The sequence below is a fragment of the Mesorhizobium sp. B1-1-7 genome (assembly GCF_006442705.1).
Classification (GTDB): domain Bacteria; phylum Pseudomonadota; class Alphaproteobacteria; order Rhizobiales; family Rhizobiaceae; genus Mesorhizobium; species Mesorhizobium opportunistum.
Window position 1 is genome coordinate 15,747 of record NZ_VFWQ01000030.1, and the last position, 21,360, is coordinate 37,106.

Below are 21,360 nucleotides of genomic sequence, written 5' to 3' on the forward strand. Positions count from 1 at the left end.
TCGTTGGCGGCCTGGTAGCCTTCGAGGGCAGCCAGGAACTGCCACATGCTCATGCGTCTGACTTGCTGCGGGCTGAAGCCGAGGACGGCTCCGTTGCCGTAGATGGCTCCGAACCGGAACTTGCCGTTGGGGAGTTCGGCGGTTCGCTCTGATCCGGAGCCTCGGATTTTTTTCCGATTTCCTCCTCCGGCGCGCCGGCGACGGCGGCGCCCAGGACGAGCTGCGCCAGCACGAGACTTTCGAGCGGCGGGCGCGACTGGACGTAACTGCGGACCAGCTTCAGCGCCTTGATCGGCTCCAGTCCGCCGCCGATCAGGCCGAGCCGGATGACATTGGCGATGTCGCCGACGCGCCAACGGCCGGTGACCAGGCGGTCGAGAACCACATAGGGGCCTGCATCGCAGGCCTCCTGCAGTTCCTCGAGCTCGCCCCACGCCAGGCGGAAGCGATAATCGCCGTCGGCGAAGGCTTGAGTCGTCGAGGCGTCGCGGCTCACGAAACGACGCGCACCATGGCGCCGTCGGACTGCAGCGACACGTTGGCGGTTGCCCGCTGCGCGTTCGGCGCCGTGGCGGCGAAGCTTTCGACATGCATCGAGCCGGTCCAGGTGATGGTCTTGGACGGGAACTCCCATTCGACCTTCACATGCACGGAATCGACGCTCTCCCAGGCGTTGAGCCAGGTCTCGACCGATTCCGATGCCAGCACGCCTTCGCCGCTGATCGACATCGACAGCGAGGTGGCGTCGCGGCCGAGCCAGTCGACGGCATCCGGATCGTCGCAGTCTGGAAGCTGGAATTCGTTCAGCGCCTTGGTCAGCGTCATCGAACGGGACGTGAAGCCGCAGGGAACGGCGAAGACCTCCGGAGACGCGCCGTCCCCGAGCATCACCTTGACCTTGCCGCCCTTGATTGTGGTCGGGGCTGCCATAGCATTCTCCTGTTGTTTGTGGATCGGCGCGAACGGATGCGTCGGCAGGCGCGCCCCTGCCAAGTTTCACGGTTGTTCCGCGAAGGCCTCGAAGCTCATGCGGGCCCGGTTCGTCAGCCCGTCCGGGTCTTCCGAGAAGACCGTCTGCCGATGCTGGAAATAGACCAGCGCGTTGTCGGTCAGCGCCAGGTCGGTATCGCGCAGGGCGCCTCGCACGGCATCGCTGATGCGCTTGGCCTCCGGAAAGCCGACGGCGCGCGACCAGACGTTGATGTCGAGCGCGATCGAGAAGCCGGTGATGCAGTCGGCATCGTCCGACAGTTCGTCCATCGGCCCGAGCGTCACATAGGGAAATATCGCATTCGCCGGCACGCGGTCATAGACGCGCTGGCCGATCAGCGCCGTCACGCCGGCGACGGCCTTCAGGCGGGTGACGATCGCCCCTTGCAGTTCGAGACTTGGCGACGTCATCCGGACCTCTCGACAGCGTCGATCAGCTCTTCATTCTGGTCCGTCAGACTTTGTTGGTCGGCCTTCGCCTTGCGGACGGCCCTGTTGACGGCGCCGGCGATGCGGCGGCGCAGAGCCTTCCTGTAGGCGCGATAGGTCGGAAATATGTGCGGCCGTGCCGCCATCTTTACCGTGCCGAATTCGAGGAACCGCCAGATGAACTCGCCGAAGATCCCGGTGGCGTTCGGGTCTTTCGTCGCGATCAATTCATTCCCGGTTTTCGTCGTCTTCACCTTGCCGCCGATCCTGCGATCGGCGGGGCGATTGGAGAGGCGATCAGCCTCGATCGTGCTCGCATAACGACCGGTGTTACGCGGCGCGCGAGGCCTGATCCTGTTGGCAAGTTCCTTGGCGCCTTCGAGCTGCTCGCCGGCAACCTCTTTCTCGACGTTCGGCAGAAGCGCATTGAGCCGCCGATAAAGCGCCTCGCGGCCTTCCCATTTGACCTTGGGTCTCATGCGGCAACTCCGGATTCGACCGTCAGATAGACCCATGCCGGATCCGAGACGCCGTCGACCGCGGCGATCGCATAGACGGTGCCGAGCCTGGCATCGCGCATGCGCCAGTCGGTCGTAATCTGCCTGGTCTGCGAGGACGAGCGCACATAGACGCCGAAGATGTTGCGCCCCTCGAGGCGTGCGGCGATGACGGCTTCGGAGCCGCCGCGGCTGCGCAAGTCCGCCCGGCACTGGAAGCGCTCCTCGAAATCGCCGGCAACGGTGTTGCCGTAGCCGTCGTCGACGGCGGAACGGGCGTCGAAGGCGACGCAATGGCGAAGCGAGCCGGCGTCAGGTTTCGCCATTGTCGACCTCGCCCGGCGCGCGCTTCGGATTGGCCGACTTCACCGCCTTGCCGGCGCCCAACGCCGCATCCGCGCAGGCGCGGGTGACGTTGAGAACCATGCCGGCCTTGTAGGCCGTCGTCGACTGGGGAATCGGCTTCCAGTCGAAATCGGCGGTGAAGCGCACCCACATCAGTTCGCGACACCGGGGAACTGGTAGTCGAGCGTCAACACCGACGCTGACTTTGCGAGCCCGATCAGGCAGACATACTCGCCAGCGCCGACATCAGCGGCGGGGCAGATTTTGCCAGGGGCATCGGAAAGATAGTAAGCGGCGCCGGGCGTGAGTGCCGCACCGGGGGTAATATCGCCGGACTTCTGGTACTTGATCGGCTGGTTGAGAGCACCGCCGTTGAGCGCCGTGCCGATCGCCTTGCGGGCTTCCGCTGTGGCGGAGTTCGAATCGGCCAGCATCAGCTTTTTCGTGGTGCTGTTGAGGTAAATCTGGTCGCCGGCGGCGATGACTTCGCCGGCGGAAGCGGAATCGGTGCCAGCATTGGTGCCGGCAACGACATTGGCAGGGGTGATGACGAGATCGGCCATGGGAATGGTCTCCGTTGAGGGGTGAGGGGGCTACCAGCGCCGGTATGGCGACAGAAGGTATTGCGAGCCGAGCGGAAGCTCTGTCACCAGGTCGCCAAAAGCGACCGCTTCGCGATTTGCGTAGAGGTGGCCGACATGCAGCATGATCGCCGCTTTGATCGGCTCCGGCACCGCATCATAGCCGGCGATGTAGCGGATCCTGACCGAGTCATGGTCGAGCCGGGCGGTCGGCCAGCGCTGCCCGTAGACCGGCGCCAGCTGGTCCTCGCCGACAATCCTGTAGGAAGTGTCGTCGGCCGTTGTGTCGACGCCGTCGGCGTCGAAATATTTGACCGAAACGATCTGCTTGACGGGCGGGCAGCGAAGCGAAATGCACTCGCCTTCGTGATGATGGAAATCGTTGAAGCCGCAGAAGCTGGCGCGCCGCATCTCCAGCGTCTGCACGCCGATCGAGCGGCCCAGCCAGCCGGCCGGGCCGTCGATATTGCCCTGCACGGCCGCGATCAGGGCCGTGATGAGGCTGTTGTCGTCGTCAAAATCGACATTGAGACGCGCCTTCGCCTCGTTAAGCGAGACGACAGGCGAAGGCGGCGTGATGACGACGACGTTCATGGTCAATCGACCAGGATGTGGAACAGGCCGGTCTTGGCCGCGCCGCCCTGTGCCAGCACGATCTTGAGCCTGTCGACGATGCCGATCTTGTCCTGAATCGCGGTGCCGCCCGCAGCATAGAGCGAAGCAACGCCGGCTTGCGAACTGACAGGAGCGCGCGGATAAACCGCAACCGAGGCGTTGACGTTGGACTGGGTCCAGACGTTCTCGCCGGTTTCGTCGCACGTCATGGTGAAGTCGACCCCATCGGTGTAGCCGTTGGTGCCGTCCTTGACGTAGATGATGCTGTGGATCTTGCCAGCCAGCCGAGGGCTTTTGACGGTGGCGTTGCCACTCCCGTCCGTCGTGACGGGGACTTTGAAACGTCGCATGAAAGGTCTCCTTTGGAGGTCTGGCGCGAAGCGCCGGTGAAGAGCGGGGGGCTTATGCCTTCCGCTTGGGCTTGGCCGAACTCTTGGCCGGGGTCTTCGGAGCGGACTTCACGCTGCCCGAGATCGGAGTGCGCTTCGGCTGGAAATCGGCGTTGGTGATGCCTTCCTTGACCTCTGCGGCCGGTTCTTCGGCAGCCGTGGTTTCGGAGGCGACATAGCCCTTCCTGGCCAGGTCCTTATAGCGCCGCTCGTCGACCTCGATCTGCTGGCCGACAGTTGTGATGACGCCGTCGGGACCCATGTGCGGCTTGATGACGGTCGTCTTGATGAGATCAGACATTTTCAGTCTCCATGGGTTGGAGAGCCGACGCTAAAAGCGCCGGCCCCCGTAAATGCGCGACGGTCAGATCAGAAGCCGCCGTAGACGAAGCTCTGCGGGCGGAAGACCGCCAGCGCCAGGCGCTCTTCGGCGCGGATCGTCACCATGTTCTTGGTGAAGTTGTCGCCGTCTTCGGTCGACACCTGGACGTTGGCGTCCTCACGGTCGAAGACCTGCGCCGCCAGGTTGAAGGCGCCGACCATGAACTGACCGGCCGGCATCGCGTTCGTATCGACGACGGGCAGACCCCACATGCTCGGCTGCAGGTTCTGGCCGGGATTGCCGAAGATATAGCGGCCGTTATTGTCCTTCAGGGTCTCGATATCAGCCCAGTCGATCGGGTTGAGCACGATGCCGGACGCGGCAAATTCGGCAATGCGGACCTGCAGGATGGCGCGGCGAAGAATGTCTACCTGCTGATCGTCGGCCTTGACCAAGCTGGTGTCGAACGCCGTTGCCTGCGGGATCAGGCCCTCCAGGTTCTGGCCGGTGCCGTCGCCGGCGAGCAGCTGCTGCTCCTCGACATACTGCAGGCCATAGCGAAGGCGGCCGTCGATGTAGGACTGCAGAAGCGGGATGTCCGACAGCACCTGCGTGGATGCTTTGATCCAGTGAGCAAGCGTTCGCACCGGCGTGTCGACCAGGTCCATCGACAGGTCGGACTGCGGCTTTGACGCGCCTTCGGCGACTGGCGCCGCCATATTCTGGAAGCCGGTTTCCTGGACGAACTGGATCAGGTTCGACCCTGTGCGTCCCTGCAGCAGAAGATCGCGCACCGTCATGCGCCGGTTTGGCGGCGTGATGATGCCGGCCAGGCGGTCCGGCGCGATCGCGTTGCCGACGCCGCCCGTGCCGGTCGTGGAACTGGTGACATTGGTCACTGCGGCGTTCATCGTGATCGACTTGAAGGTCATGCGGGCGGTGCCGCGCCCTTCAGCCTGCAGCTTCTTGAACGTGTCGCTGTCGGTGAAGCTGGCGCCCGTGCTGCGCAACAGGTCGAAGTCGCCGCCGGCGCGCCTGGCCTGCTTCTGCTCCATGTCGAGCAGCCGCGCGTGGATGGCGGCGTTGCCTTCGACGATCTTTTCGATTGCCGCTTTCGTTTCGGCGGCGACGGCACCGGCAGCCTTGGCTTCGCCGTTGGCTTTTTCGACCAGCGCCTTCAATTCGTCGTCGCGCGCGGCGAGCTTGGCGAGCAGTTCCTGAAATTCCTTGTCCATCTCTTGTTTTCCCTATTTGCCCAGACGGGCCATGAATTGCTGGAGAGACGCTTTCGCGTCCGGTGACAGGCTTCGCGTCTCTTCCTGCCCAGGCTCACCCTGGAGCGCGCCCTTGCCGCGCGAGACGAACGCGGTCGCAAGGGCGTTGGGGAAGCCTGCCTCGCGCAGGACCTCCTCGATCTGTGAAAGCTGCGGAGTATCGCCGGCGGCGAACATGCGGCGGGCGTTGGCGGCGGCGCCGAGCCGGGGCGACGAAGCGCCGAGCCGCTGGAGGGTGTCCCGCATCGTGCCGATGCGATCGGCCATGCCGCGCTTGACCAACTCGGCGGCGCCGAACATACGGCCCTTGCCGTAATTGTCTCGGACGGTCGCCTGCGACACACGGCGGCCAGCGGCGACGGCATTGATGAAGGCGCCCTCGGCTATGTCGACACGCTGCTGCAGGTAATCGTGGGCTTCTTCCGACAGTGGATGGATGTTTGCCGTCTCGGCCTTGTAGATGCCGTTCTTCGCCCGGATCAGCGTCGGCTTGACGCCCTCGTTTTCGAGCATCTTGGAAATGTCCTGATGCACCGAATAGACGCCGATCGAGCCGGCCTCGCCGCCGGGCGTCACAACGACCTCATCCGCCTGGGAGGCGAGATAGTAGGACGCCGATGCGCTGAGGCTGTCGACCTGCGCGACGATCGGCTTGACGCCACGTGCATTGCGGATCTCGGCGGCCAGTTCATCGACGCCGTAGGTCCCGCCGCCGGGGCTGTCGTGCGAGAAGACGATCGCCTTGACCGCCTCGTCGGCCAGTGCCGCCCGAAACTGTTGCGCCAGCGCCTCTGTCGAGGTGCCGCCGCTGATATCGGACATCATGCCCATGCGCTGCGAGATCACGCCATGGACGGGCAGAATGGCGATGCCGCCGCTTGCGGCTGGCGCATTGTCGGTCCGGCGGTCGCCGATCCTCGCTTGCAGCTCGTCGTCGGACAGCGTACCGCCACGCGCCTTGAACATCAGGAAACTGGCGATGGTTTCCAGCTTTTCCGGCTGCATGGCCCAGGGTTGGCCGGCGAAGGCCGCAAGGATGCGCAGATAGAGCATGGGAATCCCCTCAGGCGGGTTTCTTGGCAGGTTCAGGCTTTGGCTTCGGCGCTGGCGGATGCCCGAAGCCGTCCGGCGTCTGTGTCGGCGGCACTTTGCCGAGCAGTTCGAGCGGGACCAGGTTGGATTGCACGGTCAGAATGTCGCCGCCGGGCAGCGGCGGATCGTTCTCGCGCTTGCGCATTTCGTTGCGTGTCTTGAGGCCGTTCTGCGCCTGGACGGAGTAAAGGGCCGCGCGGCCGGCGCTGTCGGCCCGCAGGAGCGCGTCGACATTGTGCTCGACATAGAATTTGGCGCGCTCCGCGGGCGTCAGAAGCTGCTTTTCGATCGCCTGCTCGATGCGCTGTAGTTCAGGGCCGAGATAGAGCGTCAACCAGGCAAGATTGATCTGCTCGACGCCGGAGCCCCACATGGTCTGACCGGCGGCCGCGTGTCCGATCAGGATCGGAAACATGCCGAACCAGCGGCAGATTTCCTCGACGTGAAAGCCTCGTGTTTCCAGCAACTGGGCATCTTCCGGGCTCATGCCGAGCGCCTTGAAGTCGAAGCCCGGCGGCAGCGGCATGACCTTTCCCGAGCGTTGGGAGCCGGAGAACTTGTCGAACAGCTTGACCAGGTCCTCGCGCTGCTCCTGCGTCGTGCGCGCACCCGGCGAATCGACCGCGAAGCCGGAAACCTGCAAGCCATGCGCGAATGTGCGGCCGGCGACCTCGTCGGCCGCCAAGGCCGTGCTCAACGTTTGCCTGCCGTATGAGATCGTCGACAGGCCGGTCATGCCGCCGGCGCCAAAGCCGCGCAGGTGAAAGACCTTGTCTTCGCCCCATCCTTCCTGCGGACTGTGAAAGCCGGTAACCGAATCGGCGAAGCGGTAGCGGCGCTCGCCGCTGCGCGGATCGCGATAGACCGTGACGCAATCCGGGTTGAGCGGGATCAGCGCGACCAGCTGATCGCCATTGTAGACCTTCTCGGCATAGGCGTTGCCGCGCAGCTCGAGCGCGGTGTATTGCCCTTCCCAGAATTCCAGCGCAGTCTGGTCGGCGTTCGGCTGGTCATGCAGCAGCGCATAAAGACGGCTGTCCTGGACGAGCGAACCGTCCTTTTTTTGGTGCACCTTCAGCGGCAATGAGGCCTTGGTGCGCGCATTCAGGCGAATGCAGGCCCAGGCAGTGGCCAGTTGCAGCACCGCATCCGGAGAAGTGGCTTTGCCAGACCAGGTGCCATGGTCATGGTGCCAGCTCGCCGGATCCGTGAGCTTGACCTTGCGGCGGCCGAAAATGCCGTCCCAGATACTCATGCGTGCATGACCGGGCTTTTGAGGTAATCGCTCAAGTCGAGAACTCCCGTAGCTTCCGGATTCCAGCTCATCAGGATCGCCGCGCAGAGCATGGCAATCACCGGGTCGATCTTGGTTCGGCCGGCCGCCTGCTTGGTGGCCATGTTGCCGTTGCCCTTGACCTCGATCTTCACGTTGCCGACCGACCAGGCCATCATTGCCGAGCCGTCATGGCTGATCGAATTGTCGCTGAGCTTGTGTTCCAAGCCCCACAACGCCGGCGAGAGGGCCGGGCCCTGGCGCAGGCGGTGCAGCATCGGGCCCTCAATCTGCTCCAATGCGAGCGCATCGACGAAAGCCGCGATGTTGTTCGGATCGAAGCCGACGGCGTTCTTTTCAGGCATCAGGCCGGCGTCGCGCAACCGAGCGGCGATGGCGGCGATCCGCGCGATGTATTCGGACACCTGGCAGAAGGTAAGCGACCCTTCCGCTTCGAAGTCACGCAGCCGCGGCGCGATTTCCTTGCGTACCTCGAGCACCTTCGGGTGCGCAAACGCATGGGTCCAGACCAGCCAGCGCCGCGTCACCTTTTCGCGGCCGATGACACAGGCGCCGAACAGGTCGTCCAGGCCGCCGCCATCTGCTCCCATCACTGCAACTTCGGAACGCTCGATCAGCGATTCCAGCGTCAGCGTTTCGTCGGCGCAGCCGTCCCAATATTCGGCGCCGCGCCAACCCTCGTCTCCAAGGCCGACACCGATCTCGATGTTGAGATGCTGGCTTGCCCATATCTGCTCGGTCTCCTTGGTGGCCGAGCCGTTATTCTCATAGTCCGCCGCGAGCCGTTGGGGGTCGATAGATCGCCCGATGTTGGGCAGCAGATACTTCCAGTTTCGGCGGTCGCGCCAGAACGTCTGGTCGCGCTGCTGGTCTGGCGGGAATTCGTACAGTACGGGCAGGAGGATCGGTTCGCTGCCGCTCTTGCCGTCGCGGATCTTGCGAGCCTTGTCGAGTTCGGTCTTCCAGATGCCGGCCGGCTGTTCGTCCGACTGGGTGGTGATCATCAGAAGCTGGCCGCCTTGCATGGTGATGCCGCCGCCTCTGATCTGCTGCATCACCGCCGCGGCCTTCGCTTTCTTGCCGAGCTCGTGCACCTCGTCGATGATCGTCAGGATCGGAATTTCGCCGGTGACGATCGAAGTGTCGAAGGATTTGACGTCGAGCTGCGTGCCGGTTTTGCGGCGCTCGATGCACTTCAGGTGATCCTGCACCTTGAAGATGGCGTCGAGCCGTGGATCGAGCCGGATCATGCCCTGCGCTTGGTCGAAGCACCGCTCCGAGATGTTCTGGCTGGGCGCCACGATCAGCATTTGGCGGTTCGGCGCTTCCTCCATGAAGAGCGCCGTCAGGCCGAGCGCGGCGACATAGGTCGTCTTCGAGTTCTTCTTCGGGACCATGCACAGCAGCTCCCAGACGAGGCGCTGCTTGGTCTCCGGATCCTCGCTGGCGAGGAAGGCACATAGGATATCGCGGAACCATTCGCCGCAAGCTTCCGACAGCGGCGGATTTCCCGGCACGTCCGGCAGCTTGAGCCGGTTGAAGAACGCCAGGGCCTTCGCCGCTTTGGCCTGGTTGAGCGGCACGTCGGCCATGGGCGTCTGCCCGGCCTTGATGCGCTCCCACCAATCGGGGCAGGCGAACCGCGGCAGCGCCTCAGTGACGTGCATTCTGCGCAGCTTCGCTTTCCAGCTCGGCCATCAGGTCGGCATCGGCCGCATGGGCGCGCTGTTCGTCGATCATCTTCTTGCCGACTTTGTCCCTCGAGGCCGACGTCTCGCCGTCGCTGCTCTTGCCCATGGAAGCCTCGATCGACATGCGGTCGTTGCGGTCGATCATGGCTCCGAGTTCGCGCAGCGCCGTGACATTGCCGGCGTTCGCCTGCTCCAGCGCGATCTCGAACCGCCTGGCGTCAAGGCGATCGCGCATCGCGTCGCGTTCCTTCATGTCGGCTCTAAAATACCGCTTCAACGTCGCCGGAGAGACGCCAAGCGCATTGGCAATCCGCTGGTTTGCCCAGCCCAAAGCCAGCAACAGCTTGACTTTGTTGCGATCTTTTTCGGTCGGCTCATACGGGGGACGGCCCCGGTTGCCGAAGCCCTCACGAACCGGATGACCGAAGAGGTCGAAATTCGGCTCCATGCGAAAAAAATCTCCAAATGGGGGAGCCGCGGGTCCGGGCGGGATGGGCTTCCAGACTTTCGACCCACCCCCCCAGGTCGGTCGAACGGGTCAGTACCAGACCCCTCGCTGGTCGAGGCTCGCCTGCTCGGCCTTCTGCGCCTCGCTGTCGTGCCATTCCTTCGAGACCGCCATCAGGTTGGCCTCGTCCCAGAACAGCTCTTCGTTGCCGCGATGCTCTTTGTCGTGGTGGATGACCGGGCTGTTCGGGGCAGGGTGCTTGCCGATCAGCAGCACGCCTGTCTTGCGGCAGGTGTAGAGGTCGCGCACCAGGATGCGCTCACGCAACCGCTGCCAGCGCTCGGTCTTGTACCAGCGCCGCCAAGGCGCTGCGTTACTGCTCATGCCGGAATCTTGTCCATCGCGGGGAAGCTGGGGTGCTTCGCCTGGGGCTGATGGCGCGGTCCACCTTTCGGCGTGCGACTCTTTCAGCTCGTCCTGGGGGAGACTCGCTAATCCAGTTTCGTGACTTCCGCAAGGTCGAAGCCGATGGCCGTCTTGCGTCCGAATATGTCGACCTCGACAGACACCTTGCGCTTGTCGCCGAGCATCAGCACCACAGCCTCGAAGCCGGCGAACGGACCGCTGTCTATCGCCACCTTGTCGCCTGCCTTAAGCGCATTGGTCAGCACTGCGAACGCTGCCGGATCATTCTCGATACGTGCTTGAAACTTCACGATTTCCTGCTCTTTGATCGGACTTGGATTGTCGCATCCACCGATCGGACCGAGCACGCCTTCGATGGTGCGAAGGCCTGCCCATGTCACCGGGCAGGACACCACTTTGACGAAGATGTAGCCAGGGAAGGATGGCACTCGGACAGGGTCAAGAGACTGATGCTTGCGACCGCCACGACGCTTCGGCTCGGCCTCCGTGTGCAGCATGACGCGCTCGACGTTTGCCACTCCGAGCGACTTATCCACAGCAATGTCGGCCCGATCCTCGACGCGAAGCACGTACCAATGCGCCTCCGGGCCATCCAACCCGGCCGCTGCCAGCAGCGCCTGGTCGCGCCGGCGCAGTGCGATTCGCCGATCGCTCTTCTGCCAGGCGCGGTCGACGTTCATCACTTCGCCGGTCGAGCGGTCGATCCAGACATGTTCCCGCTCACTCAGCCGCTTCACGTCCGCCCGCATCATGGTTCCCTCGCACCGCCTGTTCGAAAGCTTCCAGTCCACCCGGTCCGCCAACCGGGAAGTAGACGCCACGCATCGTTCCGGGGTCCGGCAGCCACGGCCAGCCGCGCAAGTCGTGCTCGGCCTTCCATGCCTTCCAGACATCGCTGTTGACCGGCACGAACTCGCAGAGCCTGCCGAGCTCCTCTTCGGCCTGTCCGTAGCCATGAATGCCCATGCCGCGCGTCTCGGCCGCATGGTGCAGTGCGTTGACCATCGGCCAGCCGCTGCGCATCAAATTGCCCTTTTCCAGCGTCGCCCGGTCGAGCCTGCCGTTTTCTATGGCGCTCTCTTCCCAGGGCTTCAGCTGAGTCGGCGGCGCCTTCGGTCCCGTCACCAGGTCGCGCATCCGCATTGCCGCCCACACCGGCCCGAAGGCCGGCGCATATGTCGGCTTGTCCGGCGGCGCCACCTTCGGTCCGAGCCGCTGCCAGCGCTTCTCGGCGAGGTAGATCGCGAAGGCGCAACGTCCGCCAGACGCCTTCTCGGCGGCGAGGTATTCGGCCATGCGATCGGCTGCGGCGTCGCGTTCCTCAGCCGTCAGCGCCATCGCCTCCTTCAGCGCCGTGCGACCGCTGTCGGCGACGAAGCTCGGCCAGTTGGGGTGGACGCGCTTCAGCCAGCGCTCGACGGTTTTCTGATCTTCTGGCTCGCGTCCGCGCTCTCTCTCTGAACTACTGTCAGTAGTTACTGAACCATCAGTATTTACTAGTGTTGGTTTTGCCGTCGACGGATTCACCGTCGACGGGTTTTCAGTCTGCGGCAATGATGCAACACTTGGTGCTACGCCGCTGCTTTCACGCAACTCCCTCGGCTCATCGAAGATTACCAGCGACAGCTTGCCGAAGCGGCCATCCTCGCGCTCCTGCTCCTTTTCGGCATAGCCATGCTGCACCAGCTCGTTGACGATGCGACGCGCCTTGTCACGTCCGCAGCCGCCGCGCCGGGCGATATCGCCGAGAATGACAGTCCAGTTGTCCGGCTTGGACAGCAGATAGCCCAACAGCCAGCGCGCCTCCATGGAAAGGCGCGCGTCCTCGAAAACGTGGTTCGGAACCGTCGTATAGCGGGCATTGCGGACGCCGCGCCGTATCGTGGCTTCGTCGCTCACTCCGCAGCCTCCAGCGCCAGCTCGCGCCGCACGTTGCATTTGGCGAGCAGCTGGATCATGCGCGGCGGCACGCTGTTGCCGACCAGGTGATACTTTTCGGTCTTGGTCAGCCGCCGCGTCTTGCCGTCGATGGTGATCTCGTCGGGAAGCGCGCCGGGCCTGAAGCCGTGCGCGGCGGCGCCTTCCTCCGGCTCCAGCATGCGGATGCCGATGTCGTCGATGTAGTGCGGAACACCCTTCACCATGACCTCGACAAGGCCGTAGCGGGCCTTACCGGTCAGCGCGCCGAGCGGCTGGCGCACATCGTCATCCTGCTTGCCGGAGCCGAAATAGTGCTGGAGGAAACCGAGGATCAGGTGCGAATGGCCGCCGCCTTTACCACCACCGGTCGACATGGCGGCAAGCGGTTCTTCGATGGAGCGGCCAGCGACGTTGCTGCCGTACATGCTGCCCAGTGTGGCGGCGACCATTGCGGTCTTGCCGGAGCCGCCCACCGTCACAGTCGGCGCAGGCTCGTCTATGTCTGCCCCGACGCTGGCGCCGAACTGGCGCTGCAAGCTGACGGCAGCGACGCCCTGCGTCGAGCCGAGCGTCACGATGGTCGACAACGGATCCTCGGCGGATCGCCCGGGCTCGCCCGTGTTGTGTTGCGCCAGGAAGGCCGCCACCATGGCATGCTTGCCGCCGCCGGCCACCTGCGCACCGATCGGCTCTTCGATATCGAGACTGCGCGGCGCCTGGCCCTCGCGCTCGCCATAGCCGGCCTGCACCAGGCTCGCCGCCACAACCGCATGCCGCGGCGCGCCGGCCATGACCGTATCCAGCGGTTCGGTCGGCATGGTGCCGTCGCCGTTCTGGTTGAACTTGGTCAGATGCGCCGCAACCAGCACACGGTCTTCCTTGCCCGTCGTGGTGCCTAGCGGTTCCTCGAGGTCGCGCGGCGAGGATTGCGCGGCCCGTCCGCCGGCACCGACGATGGTCGCTCCCATGATGGCGATGCCGGACGAGGTGTGCAGCGTATTGACCGGCTCCTCGACGGATTGGACGCCGTTGCGTCTGGCTGCGCTCTGCTGGTCGGTTCGGATCAGCGCCGGCGCAACAACCGACATCTCGCCGCGATGCGCCGTCGTCAGCGTCCGCAGCGGCTCGGTCGCGTCATGCACCCGATCACCGCCCGAATGCGTGATCGGCACGATGAACGGCTTCGCCGCCTCGACCACATAGCGCATGACGCCGCGCGCGGTGCGCCGCAGCGTCGCCTCCGCCAGCGGCTTCTTGCGGCCGAAGATCGACTTCACCGGCAGCGACCAGTCGATGATCGTATGCGCGCCGATCCACGGCTTCAGCCCGAGCTGCCTGGCCACCTTGCGCGGCGCATGGGTGCGCTCCGGCCACGCGATCGGCCGCCCGTCGCTGCAGGCTTCCATGATGTCGGTGTCGGCTTTGCTGGGCTTGGCGCGTTCCAACGGCATCGCTGCCGCGATGCGCTCGACCTCCGCCAGCAGCATCTCGCGCACCACAGGCGCAAGCTTGCGGGCAAGGGGATCGACGCGGGTATCGAGAGGAGCCGTCATCGTCAAATCCTGTCGATGATACTGAGCAGCGTCGCAGTGGCGCCGGCCATCGGCATGGTGCCGGCGAGATTGCCGCGATGCCGCTCCTTGGCCATCGTATCGGCCAGCACGTCGAGATAGGCCTCGCCCTCTCCGAAGGCGGCGCGGCGGCAGCATGTGACGAAGACGTCGCGCCAGCGCATCAGCGTGAACACCGGAGCAGTAAGCAACACATTCGCGCGCGCCGCGTCGTCATCCGCATCGCGCATCGCCTTGACGTAGCGGTCGAGCGAGTTTCCGGTCACTGCCGCAACGCCTCGATAACTTCGTCTGGACTGATGCAAATCTGATCAGCCAAAAGGGCCATCAGTTCCGGCTCTTCACCGTCCTGCGTCAGGATAATCGTCCGCTTACCGGCGCCAGCCATCCACCCGAGCTCGAGGTGAGCCGAGCGACCGCAAGGGAGCAAAAGCACACCCGTATCGGCCCAGCGCATGGCCGAGAAGTCAGCATTGAAGCCTTGCGCCGCCCGTGGATGCGTCAGAAGCGCATGTCGATATTCAGCAGCTGTGAAGGGCGGCGCGAGCGCAATGTCCTTCCAGCCGAAGCCGGTCGAATTGGGAGGGTTGCGGAAGTCATAGACCTGATGACCGTTCTGACGAAGCAGATCGACCATCCAGGGCTGATGAGGATTGCGCCAAGACGAGGCAAGGTAGATGCGAGCCATTATTGCCGAACTCCTGTTTCAGTGCTTTTCCCGTGAAACGTCAGGCCGCGACGCGGCCGTTTGCGCGGTGGCGGCGCGCCGAGCGCCGGCCGGTAAAAGGCTCGGGCATCGAGCCCAGCCCAGTCGCAGATGGCGAAGACCTTTTGCGCGGCGATGTCCTGCCCGGCCATGATGCGAGACAGGTCGGGTGAGGTGACGCCGATCTCGTCGGCCAGCGCGCGCCAGCCCCGGCCGTCATATTCCAGCATCGGCCGCAGCTTGCGGCCGAGCGCGGCGGTGTCATAGGCGGCAAGCGCGCCGCGCCGGATCGGCCGGCCCTCGCGCGCCTTCAGCTCTTCGGCCCGATCGTCCATGCGCATGCGCTTTTCCAGCGCCCTGCGCAGGCGCGCCATGGCGCGCACGATGGAGGGATCGGCGTTCACTCCGCCGCCTCCACCTGGTCGCCGTCTTCGCCATCCTCTTCCCAGCCGTCGAAGAAGCTTTCGGGCAGTGCCGCAGGCTTGCTCTCCTCGATCTCCGGGATGCCGAGCATGTCGAACATGGTCGGGATGGCGCGCTTGGCTTCCGCCTCGCGGCAGTAGCGGACGCCGTCGCGGAAATAGGTGTCCGATAGCTCGGAGGCCTGCCCGCGACGGCCCTTCAGGATGGCGCGGTAGGGCACCGTCATCAGCCCGCCGAACGGGTCGTAGACGATGTCGCCGGGGTTCGAATAGCGGTCGATCAGCCGGTCGACGATGTCGAACTGCAGCGGGCAGACATGCTTTTCGAGGTTGCGGAACGCCTGCTCGCCGTTCAGCGTGCGCATGCGCACCACGTCGGTCCACACGCCCGGATCGGCCGACGGCGGATCGAGCGTCATGTAGGTCTTGGACAACGCGTCGCGTGCCGCCAGCTCCTCGCCCAGCTGCACGTGCTTCTCGAAATCGTAGATCGCGCCTTCGAACTGTTTTTGGAACAGCGCCCGCAGCGGCTTCGGCCCCAGCCGCACAAGCTCGCCCGTGGTCAGCAGCCGGTCGCCCGACGACGGCCAGAAGGCATGCGCGTCGAGCTGCCAGCGCGCCAGCGTATAGCCGCTGCCCGGCACCTGCGCGCGCCGGTCGCCGTCGCTCCAGCGCATGGTCAGATCGTCGCTGCGATCGTCCTGTGTCTGGCCGCGCCGCTTCGTTCCGGCGGCATAGACAAGCGGCTTGTCATGCACCACCGGCTCGTCGGCATAGCCGCGCGACAGGTCGCTCTGCGGCCGGCGGAAGAGCAGCACGTATTCCGGACAGCCGACGCCCATCTTGGTGGCGTCCTTCATCATCTCGGAATAGGTCAGCCGATAGGTCTGGTTGTTCTCCTTCACCACGTCGGTGACGACGGTGATCATGCCGCAATACTGGAAACCGTGCTGCAGGTAGTGGAAGATCGCTTCGGCATGGAAGGGCGAGACGGTCGGCACGCCTTCGCCGGTCACCGAGCCGAACAGCACCCGGTCCTTGACGTGGATGCAGGCGAGCCGGCCGGGCTTCAGGATCCGGAACAGCTCCGGCGTCAGGAAATGCATCTGCGCCCAGAAATGGCCGTTGTCGTCGGTGTGGCCGAAATCGTTGTAGCTCGCCGTGTATTCGTAGTGGTTGGCGAACGGCACCGAGGTGATGATCTCGCCGACGGACGCCGATTGCGTCATCCGCGCTTCCAGCACCGCATCGTTGTGCGCCACCACGAAGCTGTCGCCGCGCTCCTCGCGCCGGGCGACGCCGATCGAGCGCTGCAGCACGTCGTCCAGCGGCAGGCCGTCGAGCCCGTAGCGGCGGATGATCTCGGCCATGCGCGCCATCAGCCGCTCATGCTCAGCCCACTTGCCCTCGAGGTTGCGGCGCACCTCGCGCTCGGCTTCGGAGAAGATGATGTCGATGCGGCATTCATGGCGCTGGCCAAAGCGCACGATGCGGTGCACCGCCTGGATGAAATCGTGGAACTTGAAGCCGACGCCGACGAACACCGCCCAATGGCAATGTTTCTGGAAATTGTTGCCGGCGCCCGACATCTCCGGCTTGGTGGCGAGATACTTGAACTTGCCGTCCTTGAAGCCGATGGCGTTGGTTTCGTTCGCCTCCAGCCCCTGCGTGCCGTAGATCGAGCGCACGCCCGGCACCATCGCCTCGATCGCCCGCCGCTCGTCCTCGAGGTCGTGCCACAGGATGCAGTGCGCCTCCGGATCCTGGGCAAGCAGCTTGCCCATCCGCTCGATTCGCGCCGCCAGGCTGTCGCGCTTGGCCGCGCTGGCTTGCGTGACGCCGAGCGCGGTGTTGCGGATGAGCAGGCCTTGCCCGTCGCGGTCGTAGCCGGCCGTGCTGTGATCGATTTCCACCTCGTGCCAGTTCACGGCGACCTTCGGCAGCACATAGCCTTCGTCGGAGAAGCCGAGATCGGACGGCGACTGCAAAAACACCGCCCAGCTGTGCACCCACAGCCAGAATTCGTCTTCCTTGTGCGGGAACAGCGTCAGGTCGCCGGCCGATTCCGAATTGCGCTGGAAGAAGCGCGTCAGCGCCTGGCCGGTATCCATCACGCCAAGGAAGCCGGCATAGTGGATCAGCTCCTTGGTGCGGTTCGGCGACGGCGTCGCGGTGGCCACGAACTTGAACCGCACGGCCTTGAACAGCGGCAGGAAAGTCTGGAAGGTTTTTGTCCCGTAGCCGCGCAGCACGGCCGCCTCGTCGAGGCTGGCGGCGACGAAGTGCGTCACGTCGATCTTGCCGGCGAGCACGCTCTCGTAATTGGTCAGGTAGATTGTGTCGTCGCCGACGATCTCGGCATCCGAGCGGATGAATTTCAGCTTCACCGCGCAGGTGCCGGCAAAGCGTTCCTCCGCCTCGGCGAAGAACTCATGCCGCACGCCGAGCGGAATGACGATCAGCCGCAGGCCCGGCGCGAAGCGCCCGACCAGGCGCATCAGCTCGATCTGCATGAAGGTCTTGTGCAAGCCGAACGAAGCGAAGATGGCGCGGCTGCCGCCCTTCAGCGCCCAGCGCACGATCGCCCGGCAATGCGGCGCGCCGGCCTGGTTGATGTCGTCGAGCGCGACGTCGAATCCGTCGGCCTTGGCGAGCTGCATCTTGCGGCGCAGGAAGTCGAGATACGGATCGTCGACCGAATGGGCAAGGGGCGCGTTCATGCCTGCACCGCCTTGCGTGGCCGGCGATGCTTCTTCGGCAACGGTCCATCGGCCACCGGGGCAAGGTCGGCCGCCACGATCGGCGCCAGCGCATCTCGTCGAGCGACTTCATCTGCGCTCAGATCATCGCCGCGCGCCTTGAGTTTGTTCCATTCAGCATAGTCGGCAAGCGCGTCGCGGAAGCCGCGCTTGTGCGATGCCGGAGCCACATTCACGGCATCACCGTCCGATGCGGCATCAACCAGCGCACTGAGTTCGCCGAGGCGTTGGGCTCCACCGACAGTGAGTTCCTTGCCCGCCCAGATCAGCCCTTGTTCATTAAGACTGTCGAATAGCGGTCCAGAGACTTTGATTCCGCCCGTAACGGCACTCAGCAGCTTGAATTCGGAGAGTTCGTCGGCAGTGACCGAAGGACGGTCAGAAGAAGGTGCCGTCTCTCCGGCTGTCGCGTCCATTATCTCAGACGTTGCAGATGCCGACCGCCCGGCATCGGGCCTACTCGCCTCTCCCGGCATGGGATCGCCTATCGCGGCGCTGGTCCCACCGTTGTCCTCGGAGGCTTTCGCTTCGGGATTCGCTTCAAACCCCCAATGCGCCCAGCCGGGGCGCGGCTTGCGGCAGAACAGTTCGATGCGGGCGATGCCGGGGAACAGCCGCTCGATCGTTTCGGCGAAGAAATCCGGCTTGGCCGAGTGCTTGCCCTTGCGCTCGCGATGCACCGTCTCCGGCTGCGAGCCGGGCAGGGGTGCTGCGACGTCGCCGCGGCGGCCGATCAGCAGGATCTCGTGGCGGTCGCGGCCCCAATAGCCGGTGCCGGCCACTTCCTTGTCCCACACCCAGTGATGCACATAGGTGAAGCCCAGCTCGGCCAGCAGCCGCAGCGCGTCGAGCAACATCGGGTTGGTGGCCCAGCAGAAGAACACCGCATTGTCGGTGAAGGCATCGAGCGTCTTGAACAGCGCGATGATCTCGTCGGTCGTCATCGTCGGATAGTGATTTTCGGCGCTCTTCTCGCGGCCGGTGACTTCCGAGCGCACCGCATAGCGCCAGGGCGGATCGGCATAGCCGACGCTGTATTGGCGATCGAGCTTGCCCGGCGCGCTCGCCTGTCCCCTGGCGGCGATCATGTCCATATGCGCCAGCCGCACCGTGTGGCGCAGCCGCTGGCGCGCCTCGCGGATCGCCTTGGCGCGGGCGATGATCTCCTTCTCCTCGCGCGCCAGCACCTCGCGCTGCGCTTCCAGCGCCAGGTCGGATATCGCCTCGCCGGCATGCACCGACACTCGACCGTCGCGGATCGCCTCGACCAGCTCCTGCGCGCCATGGTCGCGGATGCGCTTGGCGGCGGCGACCGCGCGCTCCGAGATCGACAACTTTTCCGCAGCCTTGCGGGTCTGCAAATTTGCAGGCCCGGCCGTTGCCTGGTTGATGCCACGCTCCCAGTCGACGATCTGCGCCGCCACCATGGCGCGCTGGCTTTCCGAAAGGTGCCGGCGATGCAGATTGTGCGACAGCACGAAGTTCAGCGGATCGTCGCCGTCATAGTCGCAAAACACCGGCTCGACCTGCGCGAACAGGCAGGCCGCATAGCGGTTGCGCCCGTCGAGGATCCTGCCGTCCAGCATGACGATCGGCACGCGCTGCCCGAATGTCACGATGTCGTCGGCCAGCTCATGGATTTCCCGCTCCGGCAGCATCGGGAACAGTTCGGCGAGCGGATGAGGGAGAAGCTCCATTAATCGACCCTCGCCATGCTGTCGCCCGGCTTGCCGCCGGCGGCGATGTGCGCGTCATAGATTGCGCGGCGCTCGGCGGCCGGCAGCGGTTCGCCGGTGTCGAGATCAACGAAGCCGCAAGCCTCGCCTTCGTCGAGCAGCATGTCGTAGGTCGGCGCGCATTCGGCGCAGAGCGTGCCGGACATGTCCGGCCAGGTCGGCGCACCGTCATCGATCGGGTTGCCGCAGGCGAGACATGGGAGGTTGTCGCGCTCCATCACGCCACCTTAGCGATGCGATATGTGCCGCCGCGGCCTGCGCCCGGCCGGGCGATCATCCTGACCAGATCGGCGCTGACCAGTTCGGCCAGGCAGTCGCTACCAAGGCCGGCGCTTACCTTTGCGGCTATGGCGAAGTCGCGGACACCGCCGCTGACGACACCGACGCTGTCGGAGGCACGGCGCATGGCGTTCCATAGCCGCGCGGCCATTGGCGAAATGCCGTGCTCGCGCGCGAACACGTCCGGCGAGAAACCGGTATCGTCGGCCGGCTCGTCGAGGATGGTTTCGAAATGCCGCTGCACGAATGCGGTGACGCTGACGGCGGCGGCGCGCGCCGCCGCTTCCAGGCGTGCATTCATCGCCCGGTCGCAGCGCACCGAGAACCGGTAGAAGGCATCCGGGCGGGCGACTGGATCGGGCATGGAAAGGTTGCCGCCCATCAGGCTGAGACCTTGCGCCGCGCGCGGTAGAGCGAGCTGATGCCTTCGTCGATTTCACGCACGGCGGCGCGCCTGGCCGCCGCTATATCGGCGCGGCCAGCGATGACTGCGGCGATCGAGGTGACTGCCTCGCTGGTTTCCTTGTGCACATCGGCCAGGTCATCGACACTGACCGCGGCGGGCGGAGCCGGATCGAGCGGCACCAAGGTGTAGCCGAGCATGTTGGCCAGCTCCTCCACCATCATCGGAGCCTGCAACTGGCGATCCAGCGCCACAATCACGGCGGCGTTGATGAAGTTCGGTTCGGAGCGCGATCCGTATTTCGACAGCATGTCGGTCGGCACGCCGGCGACATGCTGGAAAACGCCTGGCCCACCGGCCAGCTTGATGAGCTGTTCGGTGCGCGCTTTTATGCGCAGCCGGTCTTCGGGCGACGTGAGGAAAAGCGCTGGATCTAGCTTCGACATGGCAAACTTTCGGCAAAGCAAAGCCGTCAAGGAATTTCTCTGCCGAAAAGATTCCGTGCCGGTCGGTGAAGGATGATTCAGTGTGCGGGCGTTACTTCACTGGAGGCCCGCAGCAAGATGCACTCATGGTCCGCCGCTCCTGAATCGGTTTGCCGCCTGGCGGGCGTAGCCCGGCACATCGGCGAGGTCTTCGATGTCGTCAGCGCCGCGCGCCAGCAGCGTCGGCACGCCGATGGCCTTGCCGGCTTCGGCAATGGCCCAGGCCAGCGCCTCGCTCTCGCCGCGGCCGCGATAAGCGGCGATCAGCGACAGGATGAAGCGCGAAGCCTCGGAAAGAGCGACCGCACCGGATGCGGCGGGGGCGACATCCGGCGCGGTCCTGGCCTGTTGCGGGGCATCGCCACAGGTTTCGGTGAAATGGGAAAAAGCCGCCGAGGCGCGGAGGGCAGGCGCCTCGGCGGCAGACGCGCGGTCAGGCTCTTGGGAAGCCGGCGCGGAACGTGGGATCAGGCGGTCGTTGAAAGCGGGCGCGGCGAGCGTCATGCGGCGCTCTCCCGTTCGGGCGGCAATTCAGAAGCCAACCTTTCGAGAAGCTTTCTGGCTGGCCCGCGCGGCTGCATCCCATTCTCCCAATTGGAGATGGTGCTCTGATCGACGCCAAACATGTCGCCGAACTGAATCTGTGTCAGACCGAGCCTGGCTCGGATTGCGCGGACATCTATCGC

28 protein-coding genes are annotated in these 21,360 nt (G+C 64.9%); all 28 read right to left on the reverse strand.

Features of this window, described 5'->3' with window-relative positions; all coding sequences use genetic code 11:
* Positions 1-49: 49 nt before the first annotated feature.
* Positions 50-496, reverse strand: coding sequence for a gene transfer agent family protein (locus FJ978_RS31375; RefSeq protein WP_140576686.1), 447 nt, complete (start codon positions 494-496; stop codon positions 50-52).
* Positions 493-930 (reverse strand): phage tail tube protein, encoded by a 438-nt coding sequence (locus tag FJ978_RS31380; protein ID WP_140576687.1) that lies wholly within the window; start codon positions 928-930, stop codon positions 493-495. Before FJ978_RS31380 ends, FJ978_RS31375 begins: the two co-directional genes overlap by 4 nt.
* Positions 931-996: 66 nt before the next feature.
* Positions 997-1,401: a DUF3168 domain-containing protein gene (locus FJ978_RS31385; protein ID WP_140576689.1), complete on the reverse strand. Its 405-nt coding sequence runs from the start codon at positions 1,399-1,401 to the stop codon at positions 997-999.
* A complete protein-coding gene (locus FJ978_RS31390; RefSeq protein ID WP_140576690.1) occupies positions 1,398-1,898 on the reverse strand; it encodes an HK97 gp10 family phage protein in 501 nt (166 codons plus the stop codon). Before FJ978_RS31390 ends, FJ978_RS31385 begins: the two co-directional genes overlap by 4 nt.
* Entirely contained in the window at positions 1,895-2,242 is a 348-nt protein-coding gene (locus FJ978_RS31395; protein ID WP_140576692.1) for a head-tail adaptor protein, read from the reverse strand. Before FJ978_RS31395 ends, FJ978_RS31390 begins: the two co-directional genes overlap by 4 nt.
* Positions 2,229-2,414, reverse strand: coding sequence for a hypothetical protein (locus FJ978_RS31400; RefSeq protein ID WP_246678238.1), 186 nt, complete (start codon positions 2,412-2,414; stop codon positions 2,229-2,231). Before FJ978_RS31400 ends, FJ978_RS31395 begins: the two co-directional genes overlap by 14 nt.
* Positions 2,414-2,824 carry a hypothetical protein gene (locus tag FJ978_RS31405; protein WP_140576695.1) on the reverse strand — a complete coding sequence of 137 codons (411 nt, stop codon included), beginning with the start codon at positions 2,822-2,824 and terminating at the stop codon, positions 2,414-2,416. The genes FJ978_RS31400 and FJ978_RS31405 overlap by 1 nt, the downstream gene beginning before the upstream one ends.
* Before the next feature lie 30 nt (positions 2,825-2,854).
* Positions 2,855-3,436: a head-tail connector protein gene (locus FJ978_RS31410; RefSeq protein WP_140576697.1), complete on the reverse strand. Its 582-nt coding sequence runs from the start codon at positions 3,434-3,436 to the stop codon at positions 2,855-2,857.
* 2 nt (positions 3,437-3,438) lie between these two features.
* Positions 3,439-3,807, reverse strand: a complete 369-nt coding sequence (locus FJ978_RS31415) for a hypothetical protein (protein ID WP_140576699.1) — start codon at positions 3,805-3,807, stop codon at positions 3,439-3,441.
* A gap of 52 nt (positions 3,808-3,859) precedes the next feature.
* Positions 3,860-4,147: a hypothetical protein gene (locus tag FJ978_RS31420; RefSeq protein WP_140576700.1), complete on the reverse strand. Its 288-nt coding sequence runs from the start codon at positions 4,145-4,147 to the stop codon at positions 3,860-3,862.
* Positions 4,148-4,215: 68 nt separating this feature from the next.
* Positions 4,216-5,403: a phage major capsid protein gene (locus FJ978_RS31425; protein ID WP_140576702.1), complete on the reverse strand. Its 1,188-nt coding sequence runs from the start codon at positions 5,401-5,403 to the stop codon at positions 4,216-4,218.
* A gap of 12 nt (positions 5,404-5,415) precedes the next feature.
* The gene (locus tag FJ978_RS31430; protein WP_140576704.1) at positions 5,416-6,495 is read right to left on the reverse strand and encodes a S49 family peptidase; all 1,080 of its coding nucleotides are present in this window, start codon (positions 6,493-6,495) and stop codon (positions 5,416-5,418) included.
* Between the two features lie 10 nt (positions 6,496-6,505).
* Positions 6,506-7,789 (reverse strand): phage portal protein, encoded by a 1,284-nt coding sequence (locus FJ978_RS31435; RefSeq protein ID WP_140576706.1) that lies wholly within the window; start codon positions 7,787-7,789, stop codon positions 6,506-6,508.
* Positions 7,786-9,495, reverse strand: coding sequence for a terminase TerL endonuclease subunit (locus FJ978_RS31440; protein ID WP_140576707.1), 1,710 nt, complete (start codon positions 9,493-9,495; stop codon positions 7,786-7,788). The genes FJ978_RS31435 and FJ978_RS31440 overlap by 4 nt, the downstream gene beginning before the upstream one ends.
* Positions 9,482-9,967, reverse strand: a complete 486-nt coding sequence (locus FJ978_RS31445; RefSeq protein WP_140576709.1) for an AraC family transcriptional regulator — start codon at positions 9,965-9,967, stop codon at positions 9,482-9,484. Before FJ978_RS31445 ends, FJ978_RS31440 begins: the two co-directional genes overlap by 14 nt.
* Before the next feature lie 90 nt (positions 9,968-10,057).
* Positions 10,058-10,351 (reverse strand): HNH endonuclease, encoded by a 294-nt coding sequence (locus FJ978_RS31450; RefSeq protein WP_140576710.1) that lies wholly within the window; start codon positions 10,349-10,351, stop codon positions 10,058-10,060.
* Positions 10,352-10,458: 107 nt separating this feature from the next.
* Positions 10,459-11,073: a transcription termination/antitermination protein NusG gene (locus FJ978_RS31455; protein WP_246678239.1), complete on the reverse strand. Its 615-nt coding sequence runs from the start codon at positions 11,071-11,073 to the stop codon at positions 10,459-10,461.
* 40 nt (positions 11,074-11,113) lie between these two features.
* Complete coding sequence (locus FJ978_RS32930; protein ID WP_181180449.1) at positions 11,114-12,292, reverse strand: helix-turn-helix domain-containing protein; 1,179 nt, start codon at positions 12,290-12,292, stop codon at positions 11,114-11,116.
* On the reverse strand, positions 12,289-13,866 hold the full coding sequence (locus FJ978_RS31465; protein ID WP_181180450.1) for a hypothetical protein: 1,578 nt from the start codon (positions 13,864-13,866) through the stop codon (positions 12,289-12,291). The genes FJ978_RS32930 and FJ978_RS31465 overlap by 4 nt, the downstream gene beginning before the upstream one ends.
* Positions 13,867-13,868: 2 nt before the next feature.
* The gene (locus FJ978_RS31470; protein ID WP_140576712.1) at positions 13,869-14,150 is read right to left on the reverse strand and encodes a hypothetical protein; all 282 of its coding nucleotides are present in this window, start codon (positions 14,148-14,150) and stop codon (positions 13,869-13,871) included.
* Positions 14,147-14,572, reverse strand: coding sequence for a hypothetical protein (locus FJ978_RS31475; protein WP_348640334.1), 426 nt, complete (start codon positions 14,570-14,572; stop codon positions 14,147-14,149). The genes FJ978_RS31470 and FJ978_RS31475 overlap by 4 nt, the downstream gene beginning before the upstream one ends.
* Positions 14,572-14,994, reverse strand: coding sequence for a hypothetical protein (locus FJ978_RS31480; RefSeq protein ID WP_140576715.1), 423 nt, complete (start codon positions 14,992-14,994; stop codon positions 14,572-14,574). Before FJ978_RS31480 ends, FJ978_RS31475 begins: the two co-directional genes overlap by 1 nt.
* Positions 14,991-17,732 (reverse strand): DNA methyltransferase, encoded by a 2,742-nt coding sequence (locus FJ978_RS31485; protein WP_140576716.1) that lies wholly within the window; start codon positions 17,730-17,732, stop codon positions 14,991-14,993. The genes FJ978_RS31480 and FJ978_RS31485 overlap by 4 nt, the downstream gene beginning before the upstream one ends.
* Positions 17,729-19,468, reverse strand: a complete 1,740-nt coding sequence (locus FJ978_RS31490; RefSeq protein WP_140576717.1) for an MT-A70 family methyltransferase — start codon at positions 19,466-19,468, stop codon at positions 17,729-17,731. The genes FJ978_RS31485 and FJ978_RS31490 overlap by 4 nt, the downstream gene beginning before the upstream one ends.
* Positions 19,468-19,725, reverse strand: a complete 258-nt coding sequence (locus FJ978_RS31495; RefSeq protein ID WP_140576719.1) for a hypothetical protein — start codon at positions 19,723-19,725, stop codon at positions 19,468-19,470. Before FJ978_RS31495 ends, FJ978_RS31490 begins: the two co-directional genes overlap by 1 nt.
* A complete protein-coding gene (locus FJ978_RS31500) occupies positions 19,725-20,150 on the reverse strand; it encodes a hypothetical protein (protein ID WP_140576721.1) in 426 nt (141 codons plus the stop codon). Before FJ978_RS31500 ends, FJ978_RS31495 begins: the two co-directional genes overlap by 1 nt.
* A gap of 17 nt (positions 20,151-20,167) precedes the next feature.
* Complete coding sequence (locus FJ978_RS31505) at positions 20,168-20,635, reverse strand: hypothetical protein (protein ID WP_140576722.1); 468 nt, start codon at positions 20,633-20,635, stop codon at positions 20,168-20,170.
* 123 nt (positions 20,636-20,758) lie between these two features.
* A complete protein-coding gene (locus FJ978_RS31510; protein WP_140576724.1) occupies positions 20,759-21,178 on the reverse strand; it encodes a hypothetical protein in 420 nt (139 codons plus the stop codon).
* Positions 21,179-21,360: the final 182 nt, after the last annotated feature.

Coding starts and splice junctions, on each gene's coding strand:
- FJ978_RS31440 (WP_140576707.1), bottom strand. CDS start 9,495: ATGCACGTCACTGAGGCGCTGCCGCGGTTCGCCTGCCCCGATTGGTGG.
- FJ978_RS31495 (WP_140576719.1), bottom strand. CDS start 19,725: ATGGAGCGCGACAACCTCCCATGTCTCGCCTGCGGCAACCCGATCGAT.
- FJ978_RS31465 (WP_181180450.1), bottom strand. CDS start 13,866: ATGACGGCTCCTCTCGATACCCGCGTCGATCCCCTTGCCCGCAAGCTT.
- FJ978_RS31435 (WP_140576706.1), bottom strand. CDS start 7,789: ATGAGTATCTGGGACGGCATTTTCGGCCGCCGCAAGGTCAAGCTCACG.
- FJ978_RS31490 (WP_140576717.1), bottom strand. CDS start 19,468: ATGGAGCTTCTCCCTCATCCGCTCGCCGAACTGTTCCCGATGCTGCCG.
- FJ978_RS31430 (WP_140576704.1), bottom strand. CDS start 6,495: ATGCTCTATCTGCGCATCCTTGCGGCCTTCGCCGGCCAACCCTGGGCC.
- FJ978_RS31380 (WP_140576687.1), bottom strand. CDS start 930: ATGGCAGCCCCGACCACAATCAAGGGCGGCAAGGTCAAGGTGATGCTC.
- FJ978_RS31415 (WP_140576699.1), bottom strand. CDS start 3,807: ATGCGACGTTTCAAAGTCCCCGTCACGACGGACGGGAGTGGCAACGCC.
- FJ978_RS31395 (WP_140576692.1), bottom strand. CDS start 2,242: ATGGCGAAACCTGACGCCGGCTCGCTTCGCCATTGCGTCGCCTTCGAC.
- FJ978_RS31455 (WP_246678239.1), bottom strand. CDS start 11,073: ATGAACGTCGACCGCGCCTGGCAGAAGAGCGATCGGCGAATCGCACTG.
- FJ978_RS31400 (WP_246678238.1), bottom strand. CDS start 2,414: ATGTGGGTGCGCTTCACCGCCGATTTCGACTGGAAGCCGATTCCCCAG.
- FJ978_RS31450 (WP_140576710.1), bottom strand. CDS start 10,351: ATGAGCAGTAACGCAGCGCCTTGGCGGCGCTGGTACAAGACCGAGCGC.
- FJ978_RS31425 (WP_140576702.1), bottom strand. CDS start 5,403: ATGGACAAGGAATTTCAGGAACTGCTCGCCAAGCTCGCCGCGCGCGAC.
- FJ978_RS31505 (WP_140576722.1), bottom strand. CDS start 20,635: ATGTCGAAGCTAGATCCAGCGCTTTTCCTCACGTCGCCCGAAGACCGG.
- FJ978_RS31420 (WP_140576700.1), bottom strand. CDS start 4,147: ATGTCTGATCTCATCAAGACGACCGTCATCAAGCCGCACATGGGTCCC.
- FJ978_RS31410 (WP_140576697.1), bottom strand. CDS start 3,436: ATGAACGTCGTCGTCATCACGCCGCCTTCGCCTGTCGTCTCGCTTAAC.
- FJ978_RS31500 (WP_140576721.1), bottom strand. CDS start 20,150: ATGCCCGATCCAGTCGCCCGCCCGGATGCCTTCTACCGGTTCTCGGTG.
- FJ978_RS31475 (WP_348640334.1), bottom strand. CDS start 14,572: ATGGCTCGCATCTACCTTGCCTCGTCTTGGCGCAATCCTCATCAGCCC.
- FJ978_RS31390 (WP_140576690.1), bottom strand. CDS start 1,898: ATGAGACCCAAGGTCAAATGGGAAGGCCGCGAGGCGCTTTATCGGCGG.
- FJ978_RS31510 (WP_140576724.1), bottom strand. CDS start 21,178: ATGACGCTCGCCGCGCCCGCTTTCAACGACCGCCTGATCCCACGTTCC.
- FJ978_RS31445 (WP_140576709.1), bottom strand. CDS start 9,967: ATGGAGCCGAATTTCGACCTCTTCGGTCATCCGGTTCGTGAGGGCTTC.
- FJ978_RS31485 (WP_140576716.1), bottom strand. CDS start 17,732: ATGAACGCGCCCCTTGCCCATTCGGTCGACGATCCGTATCTCGACTTC.
- FJ978_RS31405 (WP_140576695.1), bottom strand. CDS start 2,824: ATGGCCGATCTCGTCATCACCCCTGCCAATGTCGTTGCCGGCACCAAT.
- FJ978_RS31385 (WP_140576689.1), bottom strand. CDS start 1,401: ATGACGTCGCCAAGTCTCGAACTGCAAGGGGCGATCGTCACCCGCCTG.